Annotated in this window: 2 protein-coding genes; both read left to right on the top strand. The window is 29.7% G+C overall.

Annotation, left to right across the window (positions count from 1 at the left end):
* Positions 1-356: toprim domain-containing protein (locus OC698_RS03140; protein ID WP_304513231.1), on the top strand; the 356-nt coding region annotated here is incomplete at its 5' end.
* Between the two features lie 84 nt (positions 357-440).
* On the top strand, positions 441-1,058 hold the full coding sequence (locus OC698_RS03135) for a phase variable surface lipoprotein (RefSeq protein ID WP_304513230.1): 618 nt from the start codon (positions 441-443) through the stop codon (positions 1,056-1,058).
* Positions 1,059-1,260: the final 202 nt, after the last annotated feature.

The raw sequence follows: 1,260 nt of genomic DNA, 5'->3' as shown, positions 1-1,260 counted from the left end.
TGGTTGGTCTCATTTGTGTTGCCCAATTACTTTCTCAATCCCAACTAGAAATTATTAAAAAAGAAAAGATTAAGGTGATTATTGCCTTAGATAATGACGAAACAGGTCAAAAACGGAGTGAAGTTTTGGGCGAACAACTAACTTCCCAACAAATTCCTTATGAAATCCGAAGAATTTTACCCCCTTACGACCAAACTTGTAAAGATGTCGATGATTTAATCCGCCAATATGGTAAGGCAGTTTATCAAAAATGTTTTTTAGACCCTTACCTCACTTATGAAGAGGCGAAAAAGAATAACCTAGTCGATTTAGCGATTCGTTATTTTGGTGAAGACAAAGTAGTTATTAAAGAATAAATTAGTTATTGATTTTACCTCAATTTAACTATTTAAGGTTTTTATTTTTTTTATTTAACAAATTTAACTAAAAGGAGACAAAAGATGAAAAACAACACCCATCAAGAAATTAGTATGGGGGGGAGAAATAACCAAACCACTCCCAATGACTTAATCCCCATTAAAAACTTGTTAATCAGCTTAAAAACTGATTTAATTAATCTCACCATTGTTGTCCATTCCAAAAAGAAAAATACTTATCAAGAGGCGAATTATCGTCCTAAAAATCAAACCCTTTTTGTGGATTCCCGCATATTAGAAGAAATTAAACAACTAAAAATCGCCTTAATTAAAGATACTAGTAATAGTAAACTATTACTTACGGATTTAACCCCGCTTAAAAGCCATAATAATCGCCTTCAAAACCACTATCCCCTTTTCCAAATCAATTACCAAAATGAAAAGAAAAATCAGATCAAAACATTAATTGGCAAAATTGATGTTTCTAAATTAGCAACTTTACAATTATATCCTCTAGATCCAAATAAGTTAGATAAATATCATAAACCTATTAAAACTAACTATAAGAAAGGTTTAAATATTATTTATTATCGCCAAGAAGATTTAAAATTTATCAAATCTTTTTTGACTAAAGCTCCACAAGGTTATCGGGTGAAAAAGTTACATCCTAAATATAAATATCTTCCTGAAAACAAAAAATGACACTTTACTGACACTTTACTGACACTTTACTGACACTTTACTGACAATTTCTCTTTTTAAATAACCTAGTTCAACATTAACTCCTCGAAGGAGTGATACTTTATATTTTATATCGATAATGATAATGATAATCGATATTTGATATTATCGAGATATCATTCTTAATCATTATCGTTATCGATATCATAAAAATCCTTTGCGT

Source organism: Candidatus Phytoplasma gossypii, from assembly GCF_030586975.1.
GTDB lineage: Bacteria > Bacillota_I > Bacilli_A > Acholeplasmatales > Acholeplasmataceae > Phytoplasma > Phytoplasma citri.
Note: the sequence above shows the minus strand (reverse complement) of the source record. Positions and strands in the feature narration are given on the sequence as shown.